17 protein-coding genes are annotated in these 15,621 nt (G+C 74.2%); 4 read left to right on the forward strand and 13 right to left on the reverse strand.

Annotated elements, in window-relative coordinates; translation table 11 throughout:
- Positions 1-36: 36 nt before the first annotated feature.
- From QBL21_RS33870 to QBL21_RS33900, 7 genes are all read right to left on the reverse strand, one after another.
- Entirely contained in the window at positions 37-240 is a 204-nt protein-coding gene (locus QBL21_RS33870) for a cold-shock protein (protein ID WP_407566034.1), read from the reverse strand.
- A gap of 464 nt (positions 241-704) precedes the next feature.
- Positions 705-1,661 carry a hypothetical protein gene (locus QBL21_RS33875; protein WP_407566035.1) on the reverse strand — a complete coding sequence of 319 codons (957 nt, stop codon included), beginning with the start codon at positions 1,659-1,661 and terminating at the stop codon, positions 705-707.
- Positions 1,658-2,734 carry a protein phosphatase 2C domain-containing protein gene (locus QBL21_RS33880; protein WP_407566036.1) on the reverse strand — a complete coding sequence of 359 codons (1,077 nt, stop codon included), beginning with the start codon at positions 2,732-2,734 and terminating at the stop codon, positions 1,658-1,660. The genes QBL21_RS33875 and QBL21_RS33880 overlap by 4 nt, the downstream gene beginning before the upstream one ends.
- Before the next feature lie 27 nt (positions 2,735-2,761).
- Entirely contained in the window at positions 2,762-3,427 is a 666-nt protein-coding gene (locus QBL21_RS33885) for a vWA domain-containing protein (protein WP_407566037.1), read from the reverse strand.
- A gap of 32 nt (positions 3,428-3,459) precedes the next feature.
- On the reverse strand, positions 3,460-3,957 hold the full coding sequence (locus tag QBL21_RS33890; RefSeq protein WP_407566038.1) for a hypothetical protein: 498 nt from the start codon (positions 3,955-3,957) through the stop codon (positions 3,460-3,462).
- Complete coding sequence (locus tag QBL21_RS33895) at positions 3,954-5,228, reverse strand: methyl-accepting chemotaxis protein (protein ID WP_407566039.1); 1,275 nt, start codon at positions 5,226-5,228, stop codon at positions 3,954-3,956. The genes QBL21_RS33890 and QBL21_RS33895 overlap by 4 nt, the downstream gene beginning before the upstream one ends.
- A gap of 214 nt (positions 5,229-5,442) precedes the next feature.
- Positions 5,443-6,324: a nitroreductase/quinone reductase family protein gene (locus QBL21_RS33900; protein WP_407566040.1), complete on the reverse strand. Its 882-nt coding sequence runs from the start codon at positions 6,322-6,324 to the stop codon at positions 5,443-5,445.
- 250 nt (positions 6,325-6,574) lie between these two features.
- On the opposite strand from QBL21_RS33900, the gene QBL21_RS33905 reads away from it, so the two are divergent.
- Positions 6,575-6,970, forward strand: coding sequence for a nuclear transport factor 2 family protein (locus QBL21_RS33905; RefSeq protein WP_407566041.1), 396 nt, complete (start codon positions 6,575-6,577; stop codon positions 6,968-6,970).
- Between the two features lie 216 nt (positions 6,971-7,186).
- On the opposite strand, the gene QBL21_RS33910 is transcribed toward QBL21_RS33905, so the two are convergent.
- Both QBL21_RS33910 and QBL21_RS33915 read right to left on the reverse strand, forming a co-directional pair.
- Complete coding sequence (locus tag QBL21_RS33910; RefSeq protein ID WP_407566042.1) at positions 7,187-7,858, reverse strand: hypothetical protein; 672 nt, start codon at positions 7,856-7,858, stop codon at positions 7,187-7,189.
- Between the two features lie 11 nt (positions 7,859-7,869).
- Entirely contained in the window at positions 7,870-8,460 is a 591-nt protein-coding gene (locus QBL21_RS33915; RefSeq protein WP_407566043.1) for an RNA polymerase sigma factor, read from the reverse strand.
- 139 nt (positions 8,461-8,599) lie between these two features.
- Between QBL21_RS33915 and QBL21_RS33920 the strand changes: the two genes are divergently transcribed.
- A complete protein-coding gene (locus QBL21_RS33920; RefSeq protein ID WP_407566044.1) occupies positions 8,600-9,616 on the forward strand; it encodes a DUF5685 family protein in 1,017 nt (338 codons plus the stop codon).
- Between the two features lie 124 nt (positions 9,617-9,740).
- Positions 9,741-10,325, forward strand: coding sequence for a hypothetical protein (locus QBL21_RS33925; protein ID WP_407566045.1), 585 nt, complete (start codon positions 9,741-9,743; stop codon positions 10,323-10,325).
- Positions 10,326-10,367: 42 nt separating this feature from the next.
- On the opposite strand, the gene QBL21_RS33930 is transcribed toward QBL21_RS33925, so the two are convergent.
- From QBL21_RS33930 to QBL21_RS33940, 3 genes are all read right to left on the reverse strand, one after another.
- Entirely contained in the window at positions 10,368-10,517 is a 150-nt protein-coding gene (locus QBL21_RS33930) for a DUF305 domain-containing protein (protein ID WP_407566046.1), read from the reverse strand.
- 56 nt (positions 10,518-10,573) lie between these two features.
- On the reverse strand, positions 10,574-11,827 hold the full coding sequence (locus QBL21_RS33935; RefSeq protein WP_407566047.1) for an MFS transporter: 1,254 nt from the start codon (positions 11,825-11,827) through the stop codon (positions 10,574-10,576).
- Positions 11,828-12,030: 203 nt separating this feature from the next.
- Positions 12,031-12,483, reverse strand: a complete 453-nt coding sequence (locus QBL21_RS33940; RefSeq protein ID WP_407566048.1) for a phospholipase — start codon at positions 12,481-12,483, stop codon at positions 12,031-12,033.
- Positions 12,484-12,729: 246 nt separating this feature from the next.
- On the opposite strand from QBL21_RS33940, the gene QBL21_RS33945 reads away from it, so the two are divergent.
- Positions 12,730-13,683 (forward strand): hypothetical protein, encoded by a 954-nt coding sequence (locus tag QBL21_RS33945; RefSeq protein ID WP_407566049.1) that lies wholly within the window; start codon positions 12,730-12,732, stop codon positions 13,681-13,683.
- A 90-nt stretch (positions 13,684-13,773) separates the two neighbouring features.
- On the opposite strand, the gene lnt is transcribed toward QBL21_RS33945, so the two are convergent.
- Positions 13,774-15,459 (reverse strand): apolipoprotein N-acyltransferase, encoded by a 1,686-nt coding sequence (gene lnt, locus QBL21_RS33950; RefSeq protein ID WP_407566050.1) that lies wholly within the window; start codon positions 15,457-15,459, stop codon positions 13,774-13,776.
- Between the last annotated feature and the right edge of the window lie 162 nt (positions 15,460-15,621).

The raw sequence follows: 15,621 nt of genomic DNA on the forward strand, positions 1-15,621 counted from the left end.
TGCCCTGCGGTCTTCGCGGTGTGGTGGAACTGCGCGTCAGACGACGCGGATGTTCTCCGCCTGCGGGCCCTTCTGGCCCTGAACGAGGTCGAACTCCACCTTCTGGCCCTCGGCCAGCTCGCGGAAGCCCTGCGCGTTGATGTTGGAGTGGTGCGCGAAGACGTCGGCGCCGCCGCCGTCCTGGGCGATGAAGCCGAAGCCCTTTTCGCTGTTGAACCACTTCACGGTTCCGTTGGCCATGGTCTTTCTCCTTCTTGGGTGGCATAAGAGGGATCACACGTGTGCGTCATCCCGCGTCGCCGCGATGAATTCCCCGTCCGGAGCAAGCACCGACAAACAAAAATGCGCCCGAGGTCAAAGCCAGCAGGCGCACACAAAGTACATGGGAACCACAACTGCAACTTTCTCACCTTAACACAGAAAGTTTCCCTGCTGTGGGCGATGTCCGTCCACGGCAGGTCGTTTCACGGCCGGGGCGGGAGTGTCAGGCCGCGGCCCGGGGTGGGGCGGTGCGGTCGAGGGCGGCGAGGTCGGGGGTCGTGCGGTCGGGGTGAGGCGGCGGAAGTGTTCGAAGAGGGGCGGGGATCTCCGGATGCACGCGCCGTACTGTTTTCGCCTCCCCCATAAACTTCCCAAGCGGGCCGAGATGTCCTTGCATGCCGGGAAGTCGAGGACCGCGTTCCTGCTGGGCATCTCGCCGACGGTCAGTCCTGCGGTGGCCGCAGCGGTATCGAGCCGCGGTCGCGGGCGCTGTCCAGGACCGCGCGGTTCACCTGCGGCCGGGGGGCCGGGGTGGCGGCGGTGAGTTTGATGACGTCCCGGCCGACCAGGGCCGTGCGCCATTCGGCGAGGGTGGGGCGGGTGCCGTAGGCGCCGGCGGCCTGGGTGTAGCGGTCGCGTACGGCCGCTTCCTGGCGCTCGTCCAGCTCGCCGGGGACCAGGTCGAGTGGGCGCCCGGGTGCGGTGTACGCGTCCTGCGCAAGGATGCGGCCGGTGGCCAGGGCGGCCTTGTAGCGGTCGCTGTCCACCGTGGCCGAGCCGACCGGCGCCAGCGGGTCGCCCCAGTCGGGGGTGTCGGCCTGGGCGAGGACCGGAGGGCGTCCGGCGACCCGGAAGCCGTCGCAGTCCAGCAGGTACACCGCGGGCTCGGGGCGTACCGTCCACAGGATGTTGGCCTGCGAGACGTCGCCCAGCACCAGGCCCCACATGTGCAGCCGCTCGACCAACTCGACCAGCGCCAGCGCGAGTTCCCGGCGCTGGCCGGCCTCCGGCTGCGCGATGCTCTGCCAGGAGGACTTCGGCTCGCGCAGCAGGAACTGAAGCTCGGTGAGCTTCGTGGTCTGGTTGGGCGTGCGCCAGGTCATCGTCGCCGGGGCCCGGTACATCAGGAAGCCGACCGCCCGTCCGCCGTCCACCACCCGGCACAGCGGCCACGCGGCGCGCGCGTCCAGATAGGCGCGGTCCCCGGGCGCCAGGGCCCGGTGTACGGCGACGAGGGCGGCCAGCGCCTGCCCGTCGACCTCGTGGGGCGCGCGGTAGCTCTTGTACAGCAGCTCGGGGCCGTCCCGTAGCGCGTGCACCTCGCCCTGCCCGCCGTCGCCGATCTTGCCGTCGAAGACCAGGGCGGACAGGGGCACGTCGGTGCCGTCGTCGGCGGTCACTGGATGCCCTCCCACAGGCAGATGACGGTGCGGTCGTCGTCGTACGACTTCAGCCGGGTCTGCGCGTGCCACAGGAAGTCCGAGGGCTGCGGTACGCCGGCGGTGTGCCCCCACTGCTCGGCCACGTGCTCGCGGAAGTCCTTGTCGCCCGCGAGCGGTCCGGAGAACCCGTCCGTGCACAGGACCAGCACGTCCCCGGGCTCGGACGGTTCCAGGAGGTGGGCGCGGACGTGCTCGTACGCGTCCGGCAGGGCCGCCGTCCCGGTGTCGATGACGCCGGCGTTGGCGGTCCCGGGGTGCTCCAGGTTCCACCAGCCGCGGTCGCGCAGCAGGAACAGGCCGCCGTCGCCGACGGCCAGGAAGCCGCGTACGCGGACGGCGGGGTCGAGCGGTACGAGCAGGGCGCGGAACGTCGTCGCGTACGCCGACGGCGGCCCGTCGGCCGACGCCCGCAGCTCCGCCGCCGCGGCGGCGACCGCCCGGTCCGCCAGGTCGAGGAACCGGCCGGCGTCCTCGGCGCGCAGCGCGGCGGTCAGGTCCTCGGCGAGCGCGTCGAGCTGCCGGCCGACGCAGCCGACGGTGGTGTGCGCGCCGCGGTGCGACAGCGGCGCGGAGCCCACCCCGTCCGCCACCGCGAGCAGCAGCAGGCCGTCCGTACCGGCGCCGCCCGCAGGCCCCGCGCCGCTCGCGGGCCCGAGTTGCGCCACCCCGAGCGCGTCCTGCCGGCACTCGCCGCGCCACCGGTGGGCGTCGCCGCGTACGGACACGGCCCGGACGGTCAGCGGCCCGAGTTCGGCGCCGTCGACGACGGTGTCGGGCACCAGGGCGGCGAGCGGATCCCACTCGCGTACCGCGGGCAGGGCCAGCGGCCTGGGCGGATAGCTCGGCGGGCGCCCACCGACGTGTTCCGGGACGCCGCGCGCCCCTTCGGGCGGGGGCGCGGGGTCACGGGGCTGGATGATGGCTTGCCGGATCTCGGGCGGGAGCCCTTCGAGCAGCCCGTCGCTGCCCCCGTGGCTGCCCGTGCCCTGCGTCCGCGGGGTGTCGCCGTCCGGCGGTGTCTGGCGGTCCATGGTGACGGTCCGAGCCCTTCCCCGCGGTCAGAGCTTGTCCAGCGCGACGGTGCTGAACCCGGGCACCGTGTCGTCCACGGCGAGGGTGAAGTCGCCGCTGCCGTCCGCGGAGATGCTGCTCGCCGAGCGCACGATGGAGCGGGTCAGGCTCGCGGCGAACTCGCGCAGCGCGGCGGCCGGCGAGATGGCGGAGTCCTGCTGCATGAACGCGCGGAAGTTGGCGACCTGACTGATGTTGGCGGTGTCCGCCTCGCCGATGCCGAACGCGATGATCTTGGGGCAGTAGCGCGACTCGTTCAGCTCCCGCAGCGCCTCCTCCCACCCCCCGTCGGTGGGCACCCCGTCGGAGAGGAAGAACGCCACCGGCCGGTAGACCTCGTGACCCTCGTCCTTCAGATCCGCCACGTCCGTCTCGATGCATGCCTTCAGGACGCGGAACGCCTGCCCGTACGACGTCACTCCCCCGGCGGCGAGCGCGGGCAGGCTGCTCAGCTCGCTGAGGTCCACCAGCGGCTGGAGCACCGTGGCGTCGTCCGAGAAGCCGATGAGGGCGAAGCGGGTCTTGTCGGCCACCGTGGGGTTGGTGCTGATCTCCTGGTGCAGTTCGGGAAGCGCTTTGTTGATGGCCTCGATGGGCGCTCCGCTCATCGAGCCCGACTCGTCGCACACCAGGTAGAAGGGCAGGATCTGCACGGGCGTTCCTCCGGTTCGGAGTGGGGACAGCGTCAGTAGGTGTAGAAGTAGATCTCCAGGTCCGCCCGGCCGCCGACGCCTCTGAGCAGCACGAAGTCGCGTGTGGTCGCCCCCCGGAACATCTTCGGGCGGGCCTCGTCGAGCAGGGAGTTGATACGGCGCGCGTAGGCGACGCCGGAGCCGGCGTCCTGGTTGTGGCCGAAGGTCAGCACGATGGCGGCCTGGCTGCCCTCGTGCTTCGCGGTCACCTTGCGGAGCTGCTCCACGATGCGCTCGCGGTCCGAGGAGTCGGCCTCGACGGAGACCTTCACCGGCTTGCGCTCCACGGCCCGCGGGCCGGACGGGCTCGGCGACGGCTTCGGGCCGGCCTCGCCGGGCGACTGGGAGGCGCCGGCCTCCGCCTGCCGGGCGGCTGCCGGATCGCCCTGGTCGCCCATGGCGATCAGGGCGAGGACCAGCAGGACGTCGGCGAAGAGCCAGCCGGCGAGGTGTAACGGGTGCAGCCGCCCGGACCGCCGGCCGGACCTCATGCCGCGCCCCCGCCCGCCGGGCCGGCGGCCTTCGGCCGGGCCGCGGCGTCGCCCGCGGGCGGGAGGTCGGAGACGGGCGGGAGGTCGGAGATCGCCGCGGGCAGGGCCACCGTCGGCACGGGTGCGGGAGCGGTACGTACCCACGTGGCCAGCTCCGCGAAGCTCTCCGCCATCGCGTGCAGCGCGTCGGTCTGCTCGGCGATCCGGCGGGCCGTGTCCTGCGACGCGGCGACGGCCAGCGCCGTCTGCTCGGCGACCTCCCCGAGCCTGGTCATCGTCTGCCCGGTGACGTCCGCCGCCACCTCGGTGCTGGTGGTGAACGACCGCTGGGACGCGGCCAGGACGGTGACGGCGTCCTCGACCCGCTCGCCGGCCCGGTCGAGCTGGTCGCGGATCTCGCCGTTGACGGCGCGTACGTCGCCGAGTGCGCCGTTCATCCGGGCCCCGCTGTCGAGGACCGCCTTCGCGACCCCCTCGGTCGCCTTCTCCAGCGGCTTCACGGCGGCGTCGACCCCCGCCAGCCGGCGCTCGGCGCCGCGTACGGCCGCGCCGACCTGCTCGGACGCCTTCTCCAGCTTCTCCTGCGTCGTGACGGCCTTGCTGGTCAGCCGGTTGAGGCTGGCGGCCGACTTGCCGAGCTCCGCGGCGAAGCGGGCCGGCGAGCCGAAGCGCTCCTCGTTGAGCAGGAGCTGCGCCCGGGTGAGCACCGGCACCAGCCGGGCGAGGAGCCGGTCCCCGTCCTGGCGCGCCTTGTCCTCCGCGCGGTCGGCGGCGGCACGGCCCCAGCCGTGCAGCAGCGCGAGGAGCAGCAGGAAGGCGATGACCGCCGTGGCGGAGGCGACCACGTGCCCGAAGGTGAACCACCCGGTGAGGTGGCCGTCGAAGCCGGTCTGCCAGAGCTGGAGAAAGGGGCGCTCGGCCTGCTTCGGCTCGGCCTGCGTCAGGGCGTCGTACGCGCTGGACGCCCTGGTCAGACCGAACCAGGTGAGCAGCAGCGGCACGAACACCAGGGCGCCGAGGGCGGCCTCCACCCAGGCGAGGTAGCGCGGCTGCGGCGGCGGGCACAGCGCCTCGTGCACCGACTCGGGCCGGGCGTACGCCGCGATCAGGTCCAGTTCCGTCCACGGCTGGAGGTCGCTGGTGCCGATGCCGCGCAGCGCGTCGGCGAGCGCGGTGAGTTCGTCACGTCTGGACGCGAGTCCCGGTTCCGCGGCGAGATCCGTGAGCTGTGCGGCGACACCGTGCCGATCCCCCAGCGCCCCTAACGGCATGCAGCTACCCCCACCCCGTACGACAGGGGAGCCGCGCTCGCCACGCATCCGCGGTCGGCCCCTGAACTCCCCCCACCAGCCGCGGAGTCACCCGCGGCACTGCGTCGCCGATGCTAGCGCAGCGGGCCGGGACGGGACCGGCAAGTCTGTGGTATCCGCTGTACCGAAACGGTCACCGCCCCGGCCGCGGCCGGGGCGGACCGCGCCGCCACGGTCAGAACGCGGCCGCGTTGAGGACGGCGACGAGCTGGTCCTCCTCGTGGTCGAGGTGCGCCTCCAGCTCGTCCACGAGCTTGTCGACCTCGTCCAGCACCGTCGCCGGCTCGGGGGGCGGGGTCTGGTCGCCGGACTCGTCGAGACCGACGAGGACGCGGAGCCGGTCGATGAGGCCGGCGAGCACCTCGTGCTCCCGCCGCAGGAGGGCGAGCGGCTCGGCGAGGTCGGGGGCCAGCTTCTCCAGCATGGGGAAGACCAACTGGTCCTCGCCGGTGTGGTGGATCTCCATGCCCTGGCAGAACGACAGGCAGTTGACCCGCAGTTGCAGCGCGAGCCCACCGGCCGGCCTGCCCTCGGCCGCCGCGCTCGCGACCTCGGCGCGGAGCAGGGCGAGTTCCTGGCGGAGGCCGCGGTGGGCGGTCAGCAGCGTGTCGCCCAGGGGGCCGGGCGGCAGGTCGTCCTCGACGCGCGTCAGGGCGACGACGGGGGCGGCGGCCCGCGCCGCGTCGCGGGCGGCGGCGAAGTCGGGGTCGACCTCGGCGGCCCGGTCGAAGAGGAGGTCGCGCTCGGCGCCGTGGAGTATCTGCACGGTGGCCCGGGAGGTCCAGTCGTCCGTCTCGACCTCGACCTCCTCCCGGTTCCCCAGCTCCCCGTACCAGGCGGGGAGTTCCCCGGCGGCGGTGGGCGCCGCCACGACCACCATCCGCCGCTCGGCGTCGGGCACGTAGACGAGGGGGGTGGTGCGGGCGGCGATGCCGTCGGCACCGGCGGTGGTCAGCAGGAGCATGCGGCGGCCCGCGTAACGGCCGCCGACCTGGCCGGCGTTGGCGCGGAACTCCTCGATGAGCTGTCGGACGTCGGATTCCTGAATGCGGTTCATGGTCTCCTGTTTCCTGTTCGATCGGGAACCGCGGACGGCGCGGAAGCCCCGGGCGCGCGGGTACGCCGGGACGGGCGGGGTGCGGGGCGGCCGGGTGGCACCAGGGCACCGTAGATCGAACGGGCCCGCGGGGCCCGGCCGCGGCGAAGAGTCCGTCAGCTCCGGACGAAGTCGGCTCGGGTGCGGTCGGGTCCGCTGATGAAATGCCATGTCATCGACAGCCGCCGCGGCCGCGGAAAGACTGCGACGCATGACCGCAGACAACAGGACCGTCGTCCAACGGGCGCTCGGGCAACTGATCGAGACGGGCAGCGCCGAAGGAATCGCGCCGCTGCTGAGCGAGGACTTCGTCCACCACCGGCCGGACGCGACCACCTCGGACAAGGCGCGGTGGCTCGCCGCCGTCGAGGCGGCGCTCACCCCGCTCGCCGGGATGCGGGTCGAGATCCACCACCTGCTGGCCGACGGCGACCACGTCGTCATGCACTCCCGGCGGTGGCTCCCCGAGGGCGGGCCGGAGATCGCGGTGGTCGACATCTGGCGCATCGACGGCGGGCTGATCGCCGAGGGCTGGGAGCTGATCGAGCCGGTGGCCCAGGCCGCCGCCCACCTCACGTGGTGGGAGGAGGGGCCCGCCGGGCGCTGACTGGCCGGCCCTCCCACCGTACGGACCACGCGCCCCGGCGCCGCGCCCGCGCACCCCGGCACCGTGCCCCCCTCGTACGGGCCACGCACCCCCCGGTGCCGTGCCCCCAGGCCCCAGCCCCCGGGCCCCGGAGCCGTGCGCACGGGCCGCGGGGCCACCGTGCGCAAGCCCGCGGGGCCGCCGTGCGCACGGCGCGGGGCGTGGTGCGCACGACCGTCAGGGCATGGCCTTCTCCTTCAGAGGCTTGCCCGTGGGCTGTCCGGGCAGCTCGACGGGCTCGTCCTCGCCGGGGGCGGCGGCGGACGGGTGGCAGGCCCGCACGGGCCCGGTGACGAGCTGCCAGCCGACGCCCTCGCTGACCATCTCGCCGTCCCGCGCCCGGGCCGTCTCGATCACGAGGGTCTCCCCGGGCCCGAGGTCGGCGGGGCGGACGGTGAAGGACCACGGGCCGTCCGTGGTCGGCGGCGGGTCCTGGCGGAACAGGAAGTCGCGGTTGACACCCTCGCCGCGGTCACCCTGGCACCACTGCCCCCACTCCATGTAGTCGACCTCGGCGGACACGCCGTGCTCCTCCAACTGCCGCTCCAGCCCCTCGGCGTCCGTGAACTCCTTGATCGTCGCCGTCACCGTCCCGTCGTCGTTCGTCTCGACGGCGTACGCGGCCGAACCCCCCATCGCCGGCAGGGCGACCACGGCGGTGACGCCCGCCGCCGCGACGCCCGCCGTGGCGGTGAGCCCCACCCACAGCCGGCGGCGCGGCGCGCGGACCTCCACCGCCACCGGCGGGACCGCCGGGCTCTCCGCCGCGCCGCGTTCCGCGACGACGCGCTTCAGCTCGCCGAGCAACCGCTCCTCGAAGCCGGTGAGCCGGCTCTCTTCCTTGCTCATGGTGGTATCTCCTACGGTCTCGGTCCGGAAGCCGCCGGCACGGCCGGCGGTGAGACGGGGGCTGCGAAGTGCTCGCGGACGCGGCGGCGGGCCCGGTGCAGACGGACCCGCGCGGTGGGCGCCCGGATGCCCAGCGCCCTGCCCGCCTCGCTCACGGTGAGGCCGTCGACCGCGACCAGCTCCAGCACCGCCCGCTCATGCGCGGGCAGTTGCCCTATGGCCTCGTACAACGTCCTGGCCTGCGCCTCGGCGTCTATGCGGTCCTCCAGCCGGGCGATGTCGTCCCCCTCGACGAGCCGCCGCCCCGCCAGCCGCTGTCCCGCGTCGCGCTCGCGTGCGCTGCGCCGCCTGTCACCGGCCAGCACGTTGCGCGCGACGCCGTACAGCCAGGCCACCGGCGCTCCGCGGGACGGCTTGTAGCTCTCGGCCGACTCGATCGTGGCCAGGAACACCTCCGCGGTCAGATCCGCGGCGCGATGCGGATCCGCCACCCGGCGCACGATGAACCGCTCGACCGCATCGACGTGCGCGCGATAGAACGCCTCGAACGCCTGCGGATCCGTGCCGATCCGGCGGACCGCCTCACCCGAGCTGCTGACCATGTGTGATCCCTTCAACCCCTGCCTACATCACACACTTGGCGACCAGCCGCCAAAGCGTTACCGCCCGCCCCCGCCGGCGAACCGTGCCCCGCATAGCCTCGTCTTCCACCCGACCAAGGAAGCGCGAGAGAGGACACGCATGTTCGGCATCATTCGTCCGTGCCGCTGCCGCCTGCCCAAGGGCCTCGCCAAGCAGTGGCTGGGCCACCTGTGCGGGCTCTGCCTGGCGTTACGCGGCCAGGGCGGGCAGGTCGCGCGGGCGGCCACGAACCACGACGGGCTGCTGATATCCGTGCTGTACGACGCGCAGGCCGCCCCGGCCGAGGGCAGCGGCGGAGGCGGCTGGCGCACCGCCGGGCCGTGCCCGCTGCGCCGCATGCGGCGCGCGGAGGTCGCGTACGGGGACGGGGCGCGGCTGGCGGCGGTGGTGTCGCTGCTGCTGGCCTCCGCGAAGATCCGCGACCACGTCGCCGACGGCGACGGCGCGCTGGCGCGGCCGGTGCTGGCGGCTCCGGCACGGCGGGTGGCAGGAGGCTGGGAGGCGGCCGGGGCCCGGGGCGGCGCGGGGCTGGGGTTCGACACGGACGTGCTCGTCGAGGCGGTGGAGCGGCAGCGGGAGGTGGAGGCGCTGGCGGAGCCCGGGACGTCGGTGCTGGTGGTGACCGAGCCCACGGAGCTGGCGACGGCCGCGGCGTTCGCCCACACCGCCCGGCTGGCGGGCCGGCCCGGGAACGCGGCGGCGCTGGCCGAAGCCGGGCGCCTCTTCGGCCGGGTCGCACACCTGCTGGACGCCGTGCAGGACGCGGCGGACGACCGCCGTACGGGCGCGTGGAACCCGATCACGGCGACCGAGACGGCGCCCGCCCGGGTCCGGCAGTTGTGCGACGACGCGACGCGCGGAGTCGCACTCGCCCTGGCGGACGCGGAGTTCACCGACGACCGGCTGGTCCGCGCGCTGCTGGTCGGCGAGCTGGAGCGGGCGGTGCGCCGGACGTTCGCGCACGCGGGCGGCGAATTCGGGCCGCCGCCGCCCGACTTCGGCGCGCTGGGGCAGGGTGCGGAGGGGGAGAAGGAGGAGCACAAGGAGAAGGGCGGCGCCTGCGACTGCGGCGGCTGCGGCGGTTGCGACGGCGGTGGCTGCGACTGCAACTGCTAGCGGTACGTGCGCTCGGCACGGCGGGCCGTCACGGCGGCGGCATCGGCAACGGCATCGCAGCGGCGCCACCGGCCGGTTCGGCGGTTCCGGCCCGGGGCGTAGCGCAAGGTGACGAGGGGTTGGGTTGATCGATCCGCACTGGGTGTTCGTCAGCGCCGTCCTCGGTGTCGCGGGCAGTGTCCGGTACGCGTTCGCCGTGGTCCGGGGCACCGCACGGCCGAACCTGGTGACGTGGTCGCTGTGGGCCGCGGTGCCGCTGATCGCGTTCTCCGCGCAGCTCGACTCCGGCGTGGGGCTGCCCGCGGTGCAGACGCTGGTGGCCGGGGCCGGGCCGCTCGTCGTCGTGGTGACCGGGGTGTGCACCCGGCGGAACCTCGCGCGGCTCGGGGTCTTCGACCTCGCCTGCGCGGCCGTCGCCGTCGCCGCGCTCGGGGTGTGGCTGGGGCTCGGCGAGGCGGCGCTCGCCGTGCTGTTCGCGGTGGCCGCGGACGCGGCGGCGGCGCTGCCGACGGTCGTGAAGGCATGGCGCGACCCGGCCTCCGAGAACCTGCTCTTCTACGTCCTCGTCGGCACCGGCGCCGCGATCACCCTGCTGACGATCTCCTCGGGGGACCCGGCGGCCTGGGCGTTCGCGGCGTACGTCCTGACGGTGTGCGTCTCGCTGGTGGCCCTCGTGTCCGTACGGCGGCGGACCGTCCGCTGCGCGTAGGGCGGGCGCCGGCGTACGGCGTCCGCCCCGCGCGAGGCGCGGTCAGCCCTTGTCGAGCATCGACTTCATCGCGTCGATCTCGGCTTCCTGGGAGCTGACGATCCGCCCGGCCATCTTCTTCGCGGGCCCGTACGAACCGTCCGCCCGCTCCGTCCCGGCCATGGCGACGGCGCCCTCGTGGTGCTCGATCATCACGCGCGCCCGAGACGGCCACCGGCGCCCCCGCGACCAACGCCCAGGCCCCCCGCCTAGCGGTCCACCCGCCGCAGCCCCCGTACCGCCGGGATCGCCAGCAGCAGCAGGCACGTGAGCACCGCCATCGTCGAGGACACGTACAGCAGCGGCACCGTCCCCACCACCCCCGCCAGCGGCCCCGCCGCCGCCTGGCCGACCGGCTTCATCACCAGCGAGCCCGCCGCGTCGTACGCGTGCACGCGGCCCAGGACGTCCTGCGGGACGTGCGTCTGCACGCTGGTGTGGAACATGACTATCCAGAACGCCGCGCCGATCCCGCTGATCCCGTAACACACCGCGACCAGCGGCGCGGAGAGCCCGAGGGCGACGCCCAGCGGCATCAGCGCCCAGACCGTCATCGACAGCGCGCCCGCGCGCAGCGGATGCCGCGGGCGGAGTCTGATCGCGACGATCCCGCCCAGCACGCTGCCCGCCCCGAGGGAGGACATGACCAGGCCGAACGTCGAGGCGCCGTAGTCGGTGACGAGCGTGCTGTTGCCGAGGGTCGTGGTGGGTCCCGCGCCCGCGAGCTGCCAGAGCATGAAGACGACGATGACGCTCCACAGCCAGGTGCGGGCCGTGAACTCCCGCCAGCCCTCGACCAGATCGGCCCGGAACGACGGCGCGCCGTCCCGTTCGCCGCCGCGCCCCATGGGGACCGCGCGGAGCGCGAACAGGCAGGCGCCGCTGACCGCGTACGTCACGGCGTCGAGGGCGACGACGACGGCGGGCGAGGAGACGGCCAGCAGCAGCCCGGCGAGCGACGGGCCGAGCACGAGGGTGACGGACTCGGAGATGCGCAGGGTGGCGTTGGCCTTCTGGACGTCCACGGCGACGCGCGGCGTGATGCTGGCGACGCCGGGCTGGAAGAGCGCGCTGCCCGCGCCGACCAGGGCCAGCAGCACGAGGATCTGCCACAGCCGGGGCGTACCCAGCAGGAACAGCAGCGCGAGCGCCATCTGGAAGACCAGCCGCGCCACATCCGAGACGATCATCAGCCGGCGGGCGCCGAGGCGGTCGGAGAGTACGCCGCCGAAGATGATCAGCGCGGCGAACGGCCCGACGAGCGCGGCCAGCGAGTAGCCCACGCCGCTCGCGCCGTATCCGGCGTGCAGGACGGCGGCGGTGATGGCGACGGGGAGCATGGCGTCGCCGAGGAGGGAGGTGGTGCGGGCGGTGAAGAACAGCCGGAAATCCGCCGTCCACAGGGGTGTGGCGGGAGGGGACGCCTTGGCTTGCAGGTCACGGGCCATCTCCGCGCCAGCCACCGCACACCGCCCCAGGTACACCGCCGATCCCGACCGGACCACCACTCTTGCGCCCGGGCCGACTCTCGGTCAACGGAATATGTCCGCCGGGCGACTTCACCCCGGCGGTGCCCCGGGAGTGCCCCGGGAGTGCCCCGGGAGTGCCCCGGCGCCTGCCCCGGCCCCGGCGGCGTGGGGGTACCGCCGGGGCCGGGTGGGGTGGGTCAGCCGAAGGCGCGTACGGCCTGGTAGTAGACCCAGGCCGTGCTGTTGCAGGAGGTCTTGGTGGCGCCCGAGTAGCGGTTGCAGACGCGCTTGAGGTCCTCGTAGAAGGCGCTGTCGATACGGGACTTGTTGGCGTCGAAGGCGCCGATCTCCTTGTAGTTGCGGTAGCCGAAGTCGTGGCGCTGGCAGGACTTCTCGAAGGGGAAGCCGAACGGGTTGTCGGGGGAGCTGCTGCAATAGTCGGTCGACCAGTTGAACGCGTACGCCGACCAGGCGCCGCGGTTCGACTCGGCCGACGCCCAGGCGTTGTAGCTCGCGGCGCTGGTCTGGGTGAAGTTGGCCAGTACCTGGGGCTTGTCGGCGGGGGCGGCTTCGGCGGTGGTGGCCGTTGCCAGGAGGGCAGCCGCGGTGACGCCTGCGGCGACCAGACCCTTCGTTGCGGTGGGGCGCATGGGGGACTCCTCGGGTAGGTGCGCCGGGTCGCGGCGCACGGCCTGGGGGGTGCGCCAACTGCCGCGGGCGTGCCGGCAGTCGGTCGTGCCGGCGCTCAGACTATGCGCGTAGAATGGCCGTGGGAAGTCATGCTCCTGACAGAATTATGAAGTCGGTGTACGCCCCTGACCCCGCGCAACCGTCCCGCAACCGCCCTGCGTTACAACGGAAGACTTGCCGAATCCGCACCGAGGAACGGACGGACGATGAAGCGACGCAGCCTCCTCCGCGGAGCCCTCGCCGGCGCCGCCGCCGCGCCCGCCGCCGTGACCCTCGGCGCCTCCCCCGCGCGCGCCGCGGCGGCCAACTACCCCATCGCGCTGACCGACCAGAGCACCAACAGCTTCCAGGTCTTCGACCGCACCGGCGACTGGTCGGGCGCGTCGAACTGGAGCTTCACCCCGGGCACGACGAACGGCTGGGACGACCCGTTCGAGATCCGCTTCCGCGAGACCACCCGCTACGGCACGATCGCGCTGATGACCGCCGGCCGGCCCGGCAACGGCCGCGCCGGCATCGTCCGGGTCACCGGCAACGGCAACCGGCTGGACCGCGGCGACCTCATCTGGGAGGCGTCCGTCGCCAGTTACCCGCACTGCATCGAGCGCGTCCCCAACCTCGCCGCCGTCGTCGTCGCCGGCACCCGCGACCGCATCCACGTCTACGGCGGCGCCAACAGCGACCACTCCACGCTGCGCGAGGTGCAGACGATCACCGACATGCCCAAGCCGCACGCCGTGCTCTGGGACGACGTGAACGACCTGCTGTGGGTCACCGGCGGCAAGGTCATCCGCACCTACCGCGTCACCGGCGCCAACTCCACCGCGCGGCTGGTGAAGTCCGGCACGGACATCGCCTTCGCCGGCAACGGCCACGACATCCAGCCCGACTACACCGACCCCGGCAAGCTGTGGGTCACCGACAGCGGCCGGGTGTACTCGCTGGACAAGGCGGCGCGGAAGGTGACGGTCGTCTCCGAGGAGAACTACGTCAAGTCCTACGTCCGCTACACCGACGGCGAGGCGATGTGGACCCTGGACCCCACGCCCGCCGACCCGCCCTGGGGCGGCCCGACGGTCTACTTCTCCGCCGGCCAGTCGAAGACCCGCCCGGGCGCGCAGATCTACAAGGCCCGCATCGTCACGACCCGCTTCCACTGACGCCCCGGCGGCCGTCGAGCCACGCCGAGACCCCCGGCGGCGTACGAGCCGCGCCGGGGCCCGGTCACGCCGACCCGGTCACGGCGCGGCTCAGTCCTCCGTCGCCGTACGGGTCCCGGAAGCCCCGGAGGCGGCCCCGGCCGCGGCGCCGTCGCGGCGCCGGAGGTACAGCGCCGTGCCCAGCGCACCCGCCGCCAGCGCCACGATCGCCCACTCCGGCGCCGACCCCACCCGCGTCGCCAGGGTCTCGTCCGTGCGCAGCGGCACCGACGCGGTCAGCACCTCGCGGCGCCACGGGCCCGTCTCGTCGACCGTCTCGCCGTCCGGCGTGACGATCGCGCTGATGCCGGTGGTGGAGGCGACCAGCGTCGAGCGGTTGTGCTCGACCGCGCGCAGCCGGGACATCGCGAGCTGCTGCTCGGGCTCGCCGAGGTTGCCGTCGCGCATGTACGTGGCGTTGTTGGTGGGTACGGCCAGCAGGTTGGCGCCGGTACGCACCTGGTCGCGGACCTGGCCGTCGTACGCGACCTCGTAGCAGATGGACTCCGCCAGGTGCACGGCCCCGGCGTCCAGGCGCACCGCCTTGTCGCCGGGCTCGAAGTCGCGCGGGATGAGCTGGAGGTCTCCGAAGCCGCCGAGGAGGGAGCGCATCGGGATGTACTCGCCGAAGGGCACGAGCTGCCGCTTCGCGTAGTACGCGCCGGGGCCGCTGCCCGGGAGCCAGAGGAGGCCCGCGTTGCGGATGCGGTCGTCGGGGGCGTCGAGGATGGCGCCGACGACGACGGGGGCGCCGAGGTCGTCCACGACCTGGGAGATCCGGGCGCTGAGTACGGGGTCGTTGCGCGGGTCGCGGTCGGTGGCGTTCTCCGGCCACAGCACCAGGTCGGGCCGCTCCACCCGGCCCGCCCTGACGTCCTCGGCCAGCTCCTCGGTGGCGGCGATGTGGTTCTCGGCGACCATCTCGACCCGGGCCTGCTCCTGAAGGCTGCGGGCCCGCGGCACGTTGCCCTGCACCACGGCCACGTCCGCCCGCTCGTCGCCGGCGTCGCCGGCGCTGGGCAGCAGCAGCGTCCCGCACGCGCCGAGCGCGACCGCCGCGGCCAGCGCGACCGCCGGCACCGTCCGCCGCGCGGCCCGCGCGGTGACCAGCGCCGCGAGGGCCCCGGCGGCGAGCGCGGCGACGGCGCTGACCAGGGGGGCGCCGCCGACGGACGCCCAGCCCAGGGTCGGGGCGTCGGCCTGGCTGAAGGCGAGCCGGCCCCAGGGGAAGCCGCCCAGCGGCACCCGCGAGCGCACCGCCTCGACCGCCACCCACCAGGCCGCCGCCCACAGCCACCACACCGGCAGCCGCACCAGCGGCGGCACGGCCAGGCACAGCGCGCCGAGCAGCACCGCCTGGATGACGCTGAGCAGCAGCCACGGCAGGATGCCGAGGTTGGACAGCCACCACAGCAGGGGCACGAAGAACGCGACGCCGAAGGCCGTGCCGAGCCAGAACGCGTCCCGCTTGCGGCGGGCGCCGCGCAGCAGGACGAAGAGCGCCGCGGGCCCGACGGCGGCCAGCGGCCACAGCCCGTACGGCGGGAAGGCCACCGCGAGCAGCACCCCGGACACGGCGGCCAGCGCCGGCCGGAACCACGCCCGGCGGCTCAGCGCCGCCAGCCACGGCGCCCGCAGCCACACGGCCGCGGCCCACGGCACGGCGGCCTGCGGCGCCTGCGCGCCGCCGGCGGCGGGGGCGGGGGCGGCTGTCGTACGCGGTGGTGCGGCGGTCACGGAGCCTCCTGGATGTGCTCGTCGTCGGGCGCCGCGGGTGCCGCGGCACCGCCCGGTGGTCCGGCATCCGCACGCCGCCCACCCGTATTCTCGCCCCGCCACCCCCGTCGTGCGCCAGTGAGGTTCGCCTCGGTGCCTTCCGGCGGCTCCCGGGACACGCGC

Origin of the sequence: Streptomyces sp. 184 (assembly GCF_045781775.1) — a bacterium.
Classification (GTDB): domain Bacteria; phylum Actinomycetota; class Actinomycetes; order Streptomycetales; family Streptomycetaceae; genus Streptomyces.

Excerpts from the sequence above, each read along its gene's own strand:
- QBL21_RS33870 (WP_407566034.1), bottom strand. The coding sequence starts at position 240 with ATGGCCAACGGAACCGTGAAGTGGTTCAACAGCGAAAAGGGCTTCGGC.
- QBL21_RS33880 (WP_407566036.1), bottom strand. The coding sequence starts at position 2,734 with ATGGACCGCCAGACACCGCCGGACGGCGACACCCCGCGGACGCAGGGC.
- QBL21_RS33890 (WP_407566038.1), bottom strand. The coding sequence starts at position 3,957 with ATGAGGTCCGGCCGGCGGTCCGGGCGGCTGCACCCGTTACACCTCGCC.
- QBL21_RS33895 (WP_407566039.1), bottom strand. The coding sequence starts at position 5,228 with ATGCCGTTAGGGGCGCTGGGGGATCGGCACGGTGTCGCCGCACAGCTC.
- QBL21_RS33900 (WP_407566040.1), bottom strand. The coding sequence starts at position 6,324 with ATGAACCGCATTCAGGAATCCGACGTCCGACAGCTCATCGAGGAGTTC.
- QBL21_RS33905 (WP_407566041.1), top strand. The coding sequence starts at position 6,575 with ATGACCGCAGACAACAGGACCGTCGTCCAACGGGCGCTCGGGCAACTG.
- QBL21_RS33910 (WP_407566042.1), bottom strand. The coding sequence starts at position 7,858 with ATGAGCAAGGAAGAGAGCCGGCTCACCGGCTTCGAGGAGCGGTTGCTC.
- QBL21_RS33915 (WP_407566043.1), bottom strand. The coding sequence starts at position 8,460 with ATGGTCAGCAGCTCGGGTGAGGCGGTCCGCCGGATCGGCACGGATCCG.
- QBL21_RS33920 (WP_407566044.1), top strand. The coding sequence starts at position 8,600 with ATGTTCGGCATCATTCGTCCGTGCCGCTGCCGCCTGCCCAAGGGCCTC.
- QBL21_RS33930 (WP_407566046.1), bottom strand. The coding sequence starts at position 10,517 with ATGATCGAGCACCACGAGGGCGCCGTCGCCATGGCCGGGACGGAGCGG.
- QBL21_RS33940 (WP_407566048.1), bottom strand. The coding sequence starts at position 12,483 with ATGCGCCCCACCGCAACGAAGGGTCTGGTCGCCGCAGGCGTCACCGCG.
- QBL21_RS33945 (WP_407566049.1), top strand. The coding sequence starts at position 12,730 with ATGAAGCGACGCAGCCTCCTCCGCGGAGCCCTCGCCGGCGCCGCCGCC.